We start from the raw sequence: 9303 nt of genomic DNA on the forward strand, positions 1-9303 counted from the left end.
TAGTGAACTGGAGATCAGTTCGCGCACCTATAGGCGCTGGACCCAGTGCGGCAGTGTCAAAGCCGATGGCCGCCCAGACGCAGAACGCCCGGCGCCTGCGAACAAGCTGATGCCAGAGGAATGACAACAGATTTTGAAGACCTGCAACGAGGCAGCGTATCGGAGCCTTCCTCCGTCACAGATCGTGCCGGCATTGGCTGATGAAGGGATCTATATCGCATCAGAATCGAGCTTTTACCGGATAATGAAGGAGGCGGACCAGCTACACCACCGCGGGAAAGACCAGGCCCCGAGGAAAGTCGCGAAACCAGCTGCTTACAAGGCAGCGGGGGCGAATGAAGTCTGGAGTTGGGACATTACGTTCCTGGCGACCACCGTAACGGGGTTGTTCTATCGGCTCTACCTGGTGATGGATATTTACAGTCGCAAGATTGTAGGCTGGGAAATTCATGAAAACGAAACAGCTGAGAATGCCTCGCTATTGATCCGCAAAGCCTGTCTGGCGGAGGGTGTCAGTGAGAGGGGCTTAGTACTTCATTCCGACAATGGATCACCGATGAAGGGCGCGACCATGCTGGTGACGCTGCAACGACCTGGTGTCGTACCGTCATTCAGTCGTCCATCGGTGAGTAATGACAATCCGTATTCGGAGAGCCTCTTTGGCACAATGAAGTACACCCCGGCATTCCCATCGAAGCCGTTTGAAAACTTAGGCGCTGCGCGCGAGTGGGTTTATGGATTTGTCCACGGGTACAACGAAGAACATCGTCACAGCGGGATACAATTTGTGACGCCAGCACAACGCCACAACGGTGCGGAGCGATCGATTCTGGTGAAACGCGATGCGCTCTATCAGGCGGCAAAGCAACGAAACCCGGAGCGATGGAGTCGAGGGACGCGAAACTGGGAACCGGTCGGCGAGGTGTGGTTGAATCCGGAAAATGATGGCACCGAGGAGACTGGAATTAGAGAAGAAGCAGCGTAGACAAATGGACAGGTATCTTGACAAACGTCGATGTTGCTTACTCTAAACTCTAGTTCCAATAAAATAATATTGTCGGTATTGCACCAGTAAGCGAACCCTCAAGCAACAATTCATGGATACACTGCCAAGCATAGCGCCGAAAAATTATAAGACGCCATATTTGGCGTATTAATGGCGCTTTCTGCTGTCAATTAGCCAGTTTTGGCCTGTTATAGGCAGTTTGCACTCCTGCATTAGTTTCCAGTCAAAAAAACATATTGCGAATACGTGTTTTACCGACATTCTCCGCTTTTCTTCTTGATTGATGCCTGTATTTCCTGTATTTTCTTAGTTTAGCATCATTGTCCAACTATTGAGAATGCCATGACAAGCGAGATTATGACCATTAAAGAGGTCGCCAGTTATCTGAAACTGACGGAGAAAACGGCCTATCGTCTGGCAGCTGATGGAAAGATCCCGGGATTCAAGGTGGGTGCCTCGTGGCGGTTTCGTAAAAGCGAAATCGACCGCTGGATCATCCAACAAGAACAGAAGATGGATCAGGCTAAATAACTGACGAGCACACTTGAGAAATCTCTATGAAAACAGCTGAACAAGAATTCCTGAAAGCCCTCGACGATAAACTCTGGAAGGCTGCCGACAAGCTGCGCAACAATCTGGACGCAGCCAACTACAAGCACGTCGTGCTGGGCCTGATCTTCCTGAAGTATGTCTCCGATGCGTTTGAAGAGCGGCAGACTGAACTGCGCCACTTGTTCACCGAGGATGACAGCGACGACAACATCTACTATATGCCGCGTGATGACTACGACAGCGACGAGGAGTACGAGGAAGCCGTCAATGCCGAGCTGGAACTGCACGAGTATTATCAGGAGAAGAACGTGTTTTGGGTGCCCAAACAAGCACGCTGGGATTTCATAAAAAGCACTGCCGCCTTACCCATAGGTAGTGAAGTCGAGTTAGACGATGGAAAGACCTTCAAGATGACTTCTGTCTCTAGGTTAATCGACAACGCATTGGAATCCATCGAAAACTTCAAGATCGACGACAAACTGGCCAACCCCAAGCTAAAAGGCGTTCTGCCTCGTGTGAGCCAGTATCAGGTTGAAAACCACAATCTCTCGGAACTGATCAACAAATTCTCCGATACCAGCTTCAGCAAGCCCGAATTTAATGGCCATACGCTTAATCTGCACAGCAAAGACATTCTCGGCCATGTCTACGAATACTTTCTTGGCCAGTTCGCCCTGGCCGAAGGCAAACAGGGCGGCCAATATTACACGCCCAAAAGCATCGTCACCCTGATTGTCGAAATGCTCGAACCCTACAACGGCCGTGTCTATGATCCGGCCATGGGCGCCGGTGGCTTCTTTGTCTCCAATGACAAGTTCATCGAAGCCCATGCCGACGAAAAACACTACAAGGCAGCCGAACAGAAAAAGCATATCTCCGTCTACGGCCAGGAGAGCAACCCCACCACCTGGAAGCTGGCCGCAATGAACATGGCCATCCGGGGCATCGATTTTAACTTCGGCAAGAAGAACGCCGACAGCTTCCTGGATGACCAGCACCCGGACCTGCGGGCCGATTACGTCATGGCCAATCCGCCCTTCAATATCAAGGACTGGTGGCATGCCAAGCTGGAAAATGACGTGCGCTGGAAATACGGCACCCCACCCAAAGGCAACGCCAACTTCGGCTGGATACAGCACATGCTGTATCACCTTAATGACCAGGGCTCCATGGCGCTGCTGCTCGCCAACGGCTCCATGAGCTCCAATACCAATAACGAAGGCGAAATCCGCAAGTCATTGATCGAAGCAGACCTGGTCGAGTGCATGGTGGCCCTGCCCGGGCAGCTGTTCACCAACACCCAGATACCCGCCTGCATCTGGTTCCTGACCAAAGACAAGGCCAATGGCCTGTCGCTGGATAAAAAGAAAACCGACCGGCGCGGCAAAACCCTGTTTATCGATGCCCGCAATCTAGGTTATATGAAAGACCGGGTATTGCGAGACTTTACCGAACAGGATATCACCAAAATCACCGACACCTTCCACGCCTGGCAACAGGATGAGGGCGACGTACAAGGAAGTGCTAGTGTCGCGGGAGACAGGAAGTCGGGAGCGACCTACGAAGACGAGAAGGGATTTTGTTATTCCTCATCGCTCGACGACATTAAGAAACACGACTATGTACTCACACCCGGGCGCTATGTCGGTGCCGCGGACCAGGAAGAGGATAGCGAGCCCTTTGCTGAGAAGATGGCGCGATTGACCGCTCAACTAAAGGAACAGTTTGAAGAATCAAATCGTCTGGAGGGTGAGATTAAGGATAATTTGTTGGGGCTGGGATATGACTTCAACTAAGAAGATCACGGACTTCGTTTCTTTCAACCCAAAAAGAACCATCAAAAAGGGAGAAACCAAGCCATTTGTCGAAATGGCGGCACTCCCAGTTGATAGTCGTGACATATCAGAAATAGGCTCTCGCACATACAAAGGTGGTGGCTCCCGATTTCAAGATGGGGATACATTATTTGCACGCATCACCCCCTGCTTGGAAAACGGAAAAACGGCCAAAGCATCTGGACTGGGAGATGGTGTTATCGCACATGGCTCTACGGAGTTTATTGTTTTGGCAGCCAAGGAGCCAGAGTACGACGAAGACTATGTTTATTACTTGGCACGCATGCCTGAGTTTCGAGCGTACGCTCAATCACGAATGGAAGGCACCTCAGGACGGCAACGTGTGTCATGGCGGGCCCTTGCTGAATTTGAGTTTGACTTCCCAGATAAGGAAGACAGAAAAGAAATTGGCCGTATTTTGAAATCCATCGATGACAAAATACAAGTCAACAATCAACTGAACCAAACCCTCGAACAAATCGCCCAGGCCATTTTCAAAAGCTGGTTTGTGGATTTTGAGCCGGTCAAAGCCAAGATCGCGGTATTGGAAGCAGGTGGTACCGCTGAACAGGCCGAGCTTGCCGCCATGTCGGTGATCTCTGCTAAAGACGAAGTCGCTCTCCAACAACTGCAAGCCGAACAGCCAGACGCTTATAACGAGCTCGCACAAACCGCCGCGCTGTTTCCAGCGGCGATGGAAGAGTCGGAGCTGGGGGAGATTCCGGAGGGATGGGGGGTGAAGCGTATCGGCGGCATGGTGGAACGCTTCTCAGTGGGGAAGAAGTACTCGCAGAAAACAGCTTCAGAGAAGGGTTCTATTCCAATTCTGGATCAAGGGAAGTCAGGAATTATTGGTTATCATAGTGACAAACCGGGCGTGTTAGCCAGCCCCGAAGACCCAATAATTGTTTTTGCAAACCACACGTGTTATATGCGCCTGATTTTGCATGACTTCAGTGCAATTCAGAACGTACTCCCGTTTAAAGGGAAAGACTTAAATATATTCTGGACATACTACGCAACACTTGGAAAACAAGAATTCATTGAGTACAAGGGTCACTGGCCAGATTTTGCTATTAAAGAAGTGGTTGTGCCTAAAATTGGATTAGATCGGTTATTTGGTGAGCGTGTTTCCAGTCTCGTCAAATCCTCGTTCCAGAACGAAAAACAGAACAGCAAGCTGTCTGAGCTAAGAGATGCCCTGCTACCAAGACTCCTATCTGGCGAGCTACCCGTTGGCACCACCAATGAGGTATCCGCATGAGCGAAAGTTCCCCATACTGGGAAAAGATCCCCCTTTGGGATAATGATTCCCCTGAGGGTAGATTTGAAATCACTGCTGATCAGATCAGCGGTCGTATTCCAGTAACACGCTTGGAGCACTGGCGCGATTTTTTAGCATTGCTAGAAAGCCCTTTCTTTAATCGACTGGATACCCAGGTTATCTTCCGTGGCCATCGCCGCTATGACTGGAGCATGACGCCGACTCTGGCTCGTGTTACTTCAAACGACATCATTACTGAAGCACTGGCAAGCCAACAGCTAGAGATGCTTCGGAAAGCAATCCGAGGCCGCGTTAGCGATCATTCCTTGTTAGAAGATGGACCACAGGACGATGAGCTTTGGTCTATCGGACAGCACCACGGTTTAATGACGCCATTACTTGATTGGACTTATTCGCCCTACGTGGCGTTGTTCTTCGCCTTCGCCAAAGAAGATCAAAAAGACGAAACGGACAATCCGTATCGTGCGGTATACATCCTGAACAAGAGCTTCATAGCAGACGATGAAGTCTGTCCTGATATACGTGTCTTTGAGCCGAAGAAAGATGATCACGGTCGCTTGGTCAGTCAAGCGGGCTTGTTTACCTTTTCACCCTATGATGCAACGATTGAAAACAAACTGACTGAAGTGCTGACTGATGAAGAGTTTCAGGATGACGAACTGAAGCAAGCAACAGAGGAAGAGCAACAGGAGTGCCTGAAACATCTTCGCCGGATGAATGTACACCATGCCAGCCTGTTCCCTGACCTGATTGGTGCTGCTGACTATTGCAATGTCTTTACCATTGAAACAGAGCGACAGCGATTGCTGGAGAAAACACCTGAAGTCGTTACGCATCGCACAGAGGTGACTGTTACACCTACTGAGGAGGAGCAACCAGCTTCTGTAGAAAGTATCGGCACTATTAGCGACCTGCTGAAACACCCAGCAGAAAGTCAGGAAGTCGAACCGGGCCGCATTAACTTCATTGCTGAAGAACTGTCGAAGTATCTTTCTAAATCAATGCTGGTTGATTGGGAAGAGCGCGATACCTTACAGGCCGAGATCAAAAACACTACCCGAGTTCTGCTCAGGAAATATGGATACCCAGTAAATGCTAGGGATTATGTAATTGACAACATTTTGGATGTGATGGCGGGGGGGCTTATGAATAACATCCGCAGAAAACTTGATCTCTATATCCTGTCTCTCGGCTTGCTGTTTGTGTTCTTTATCATTATTACGATCAAGTTTCCGGGTAACTCATTCTCAATAATGGAAATCGAGAGTTGGAAGGCGCTTATTGTGGATAATCCGATGACGTCGCTTTCAATCGTTCTTTTGTATTACTGCGTTTATGCCTATAAGCGGTTCGATTTCGATTTAAAGGGTGCAACTGAAATACCTTTTGAAATAAAGAAAATAGAAGGTATTAATTATGAGCATCTGACTTTTCTGGCAACCTATGTGGTGCCGTTGATCAGTTTTGATTTTGATAGCGGCCGGCAAATGATCGTGCTTGCTTTTTTGCTGATTGTAATGGGTGTTATCTATATCAAAACAGATTTGTTTTATGCGAACCCATCGCTTGCACTACTGGGGTTCCACATATATCGAGCTGATGGAAATTTCAAAACAGGTGACAGAGATGGAATCATCCTGATTTGTCAAGGTAAGTTGTCAGAAGGCGAAAAGGTAAGGTATATCAAACTGGATGATAGGACCTATTATGCCAGGGGGGCGAAAGCATGAACTCAGAAGAACTCAAGGCTTCTTTGCAGCCATACTATGATAACTACGATGAAATTGGGGTTACGGTTTATGCAATATTAAAAGATGCAGAAACCCCCGGCCCAAGAAAGATAGACATTGAAGCAGGTGCCTCTGATGGTCTTAAGACGTTATTCATTCAAAGTTTGAGGGACACCATTTCTGATCGAGAAGATCTGTCAGTGCTTAACCTTTCTGCCTCAGATGAAAGGGGCGATGCAATTTATCAATACGATATCGACTTGCCGGAAGAGTTGGCGGCAATGGAGTCCATATTAGAAACGGATGACCTGCCTTTACTCGATGTTAATGCTTCAAACCTGAAGGGCATCAAGGCGCTCCTCATTGAGATAGGAAATAACATTGGTCAGATAGTCCTCTATAAGACGATGGCTCCGGTTAATATTTTTGGTCGAACAAGTTTCTTCCTCAAAAAATCAAAGCATAGGCTGGAGAGGATTAATTATGAATTCTTGCGTGTAAGTACAGGGTTCCAGCTTATGCGAGTTGCTGGAGAACTTTTTGTGATTGATCTTGAAGCCTTGGAAAGAAGCTTTGGTTTTCACGATGTAATCAAGAAAGAAGCAGCTTTAGGTATTAGCGCTATTGATGAGATTCAGCTTGTTGATAATGTTGCTGTTCTGCATGAATTGCTGGATGACGTTAAGTATGCGAGACGTTTTACAAAAATCGCGAAATCTTCGCCAGTGCTGCTGGCTGCAGTCCCGAACAATAGCATTATTAAGTTTTGTAAGACCTTTCCAAAGCTCGTAAATAAAATACGGTTCAATGAGGCGGAAGATAAAATAGTCCTCGATACCAAAGTCTCTAAGGATTTATTTATTAAGTTGTTAATGGATGACTTTCTGACTTCAGAGCTTACCCAATTTCATTATTCAAGTGTGGCTAAGGATAGCGTTGAAGAGACAGAAGAGAACTAAAGCATGAGTAAAACCCCCATCAATAAACACCTTTCCCTGCAAGACCAAACCACAGAATTCCTGCTCTACACCGCTCCCAATGGCGAAGTAAAGGTCGAGGTGTTGCTGAGTAATGAAACCATCTGGCTCACACAGGAACGTATGGCAGAACTGTTCGGGGTTCAGCGTCCCGCAATCACTAAACATCTTAAAAACATCTTTGAAAGCAATGAGTTGAAAGAGTCAGTGGTATGTTCCATTTTGGAACATACCACTACACACGGTGCTATGGAGGGGAAAACACAAACAAGTAGGGTTAAATATTACAATCTGGATGCCGTGATCTCGGTCGGCTATCGGGTCAATTCTGCACAGGCTACGCAATTCAGAATTTGGGCTACCCAGCTCATCAAAGAGTACATCATCAAAGGCTTTGCCATGGATGATGAGCGTCTCAAAAATGGTCGCTTCTTTGGTAAGGACTATTTCAAAGAGCTACTGGAGCGAGTACGCTCCATCCGTGCCAGTGAACGACGTATCTACCAACAGATAACCGATATTTTTGCCGAGTGCAGTATTGACTACGATCCGAAGTCAATAACTACCCGAAACTTCTATTCTCATGTGCAGGACAAATTCCATTACGCCATTACCGGGCAGACTTCCAGTGAACTGATCTACCAAAAAGCAGATGCTGATAAACCCCTGATGGGCATGAGTACCTACAAAAATGCCCCGGATGGCCGGGCACTCAAGTCAGACACGACCATTGGCAAGAACTACCTGTCTGAAAAAGAAATTAAACAGCTGGAACGCGCCGTATCCGCTTTTTTTGATTACATCGAAGGCATTATTGAACGCTGTAGCACCTTCACCATGGAAAGCTTTGCCGAGAGCGTGAATAAGTTTTTGGCCTTTAATGAGTATCAGATTCTAGAGGGGTACGGCCAGGTTTCACGCAAGCAGGCGGAGCTGAAAGCCTTTGCTGAATACGAAAAATTCAACAAACAGCAAAAGATTGAGTCCGATTTCGACCGTGAAGTGAAAAAGCTGCTACAAAAAAAGGACACAGAGGCATGAACGAAGAAGAACTCGAAAACCTCTGCCTGGACTGGTTCCGTGAAGGCGGCTGGGATGTCGTTTACGGGCCGGACATTGCACCGGATGGCGCCGACCCTCAGCGCGACGATTATGCCCAGGTCATCCTCAAGCATGACCTTGAATTGGCCTTTACCCACATCAACCCGCAACTGCCGCATGAGTGCTTCGAGCAGGTGGTATCGAAACTCTCACAGGCTGAGAGCCTGGACCTCATTACCAATAACCGGGCCTTCCACCGCCTATTACTGGAAGGGGTGCCTGTCGAGTTCAAGCAGGACGAAGAGATACACAACGACCATGCGTTCCTGGTCGATTTTGAGCAACTCACCAACAACCGCTTTGTCGCTATCAATCAGTTTACCGTCAGCGGCACCAAGCAACCACGCCGGCCGGATGTGATCTGTTTTATCAATGGCCTGCCCTTTGCGGTACTGGAACTCAAAAGCCCCAGTGACGAGAACGCCGACATCTGGGATGCTTTCAACCAGCTGCAGACCTACAAGGATGAAATCGGCGATCTGTTCATCTTCAATGAGGCGCTGGTAGTCAGTGATGGCTACACCGCCCGGGTGGGCTCGCTTACTGCCAACCAGGAACGCTTCATGCCATGGCGCACCATCAAGCATGAGGATGACAAACCAAAACTTACGTGGCAGCTGGAAACACTGGTACGCGGCTTTTTCGACCGGGAACTGTTTCTGGATTACATCCGCTATTTTGTGCTGTTTGAAAGCAATGGCGAGACGATTATCAAGAAAATCGCTGGATACTATCAGTTCCACGCGGTGCGTGAAGCGGTCAAGGCAACTGTAATTGCCGCGCAAGAAATTGAAGGGGTTGCAGAGAAACGGGCGAC

8 protein-coding genes are annotated in these 9303 nt (G+C 48.2%); all 8 read left to right on the forward strand.

Annotated elements, in window-relative coordinates:
• Positions 1–133 precede the first annotated feature (133 nt).
• Positions 134–985 (forward strand): IS3 family transposase, encoded by an 852-nt coding sequence (locus ACOCD2_RS07020; RefSeq protein ID WP_294117633.1) that lies wholly within the window; start codon positions 134–136, stop codon positions 983–985.
• A gap of 363 nt (positions 986–1348) precedes the next feature.
• Complete coding sequence (gene mads1 / locus ACOCD2_RS07025) at positions 1349–1537, forward strand: methylation-associated defense system helix-turn-helix domain-containing protein MAD1 (protein WP_293652406.1); 189 nt, start codon at positions 1349–1351, stop codon at positions 1535–1537.
• A 26-nt stretch (positions 1538–1563) separates the two neighbouring features.
• The gene (locus ACOCD2_RS07030; RefSeq protein ID WP_293652407.1) at positions 1564–3354 is read left to right on the forward strand and encodes a type I restriction-modification system subunit M; all 1791 of its coding nucleotides are present in this window, start codon (positions 1564–1566) and stop codon (positions 3352–3354) included.
• Positions 3341–4657: a restriction endonuclease subunit S gene (locus ACOCD2_RS07035; protein ID WP_293652408.1), complete on the forward strand. Its 1317-nt coding sequence runs from the start codon at positions 3341–3343 to the stop codon at positions 4655–4657. Before ACOCD2_RS07030 ends, ACOCD2_RS07035 begins: the two co-directional genes overlap by 14 nt.
• Positions 4654–6408, forward strand: a complete 1755-nt coding sequence (gene kwaA, locus ACOCD2_RS07040) for an anti-phage protein KwaA (protein WP_293652409.1) — start codon at positions 4654–4656, stop codon at positions 6406–6408. Before ACOCD2_RS07035 ends, kwaA begins: the two co-directional genes overlap by 4 nt.
• Entirely contained in the window at positions 6405–7367 is a 963-nt protein-coding gene (gene kwaB, locus ACOCD2_RS07045; RefSeq protein WP_293652410.1) for an anti-phage protein KwaB, read from the forward strand. The genes kwaA and kwaB overlap by 4 nt, the downstream gene beginning before the upstream one ends.
• A 3-nt stretch (positions 7368–7370) precedes the next feature.
• Entirely contained in the window at positions 7371–8426 is a 1056-nt protein-coding gene (locus tag ACOCD2_RS07050; protein ID WP_293672529.1) for a virulence RhuM family protein, read from the forward strand.
• Positions 8423–9303, forward strand: an 881-nt coding sequence (locus ACOCD2_RS07055) for a type I restriction endonuclease (RefSeq protein WP_293679799.1), incomplete at its 3' end; no start/stop codon positions are given. The genes ACOCD2_RS07050 and ACOCD2_RS07055, both read left to right, overlap by 4 nt.

This window comes from Thiolapillus sp. (assembly GCF_048562965.1).
In the GTDB taxonomy this organism is placed as follows: Bacteria; Pseudomonadota; Gammaproteobacteria; order Chromatiales; family Chromatiaceae; genus Thiolapillus; species Thiolapillus brandeum_A.

Bases quoted from the DNA above. Each gene is read 5' to 3' on its own strand.
- mads1 (WP_293652406.1), top strand. From the start codon at position 1,349: ATGACAAGCGAGATTATGACCATTAAAGAGGTCGCCAGTTATCTGAAA.
- ACOCD2_RS07030 (WP_293652407.1), top strand. From the start codon at position 1,564: ATGAAAACAGCTGAACAAGAATTCCTGAAAGCCCTCGACGATAAACTC.
- ACOCD2_RS07035 (WP_293652408.1), top strand. From the start codon at position 3,341: ATGACTTCAACTAAGAAGATCACGGACTTCGTTTCTTTCAACCCAAAA.
- kwaA (WP_293652409.1), top strand. From the start codon at position 4,654: ATGAGCGAAAGTTCCCCATACTGGGAAAAGATCCCCCTTTGGGATAAT.
- kwaB (WP_293652410.1), top strand. From the start codon at position 6,405: ATGAACTCAGAAGAACTCAAGGCTTCTTTGCAGCCATACTATGATAAC.
- ACOCD2_RS07050 (WP_293672529.1), top strand. From the start codon at position 7,371: ATGAGTAAAACCCCCATCAATAAACACCTTTCCCTGCAAGACCAAACC.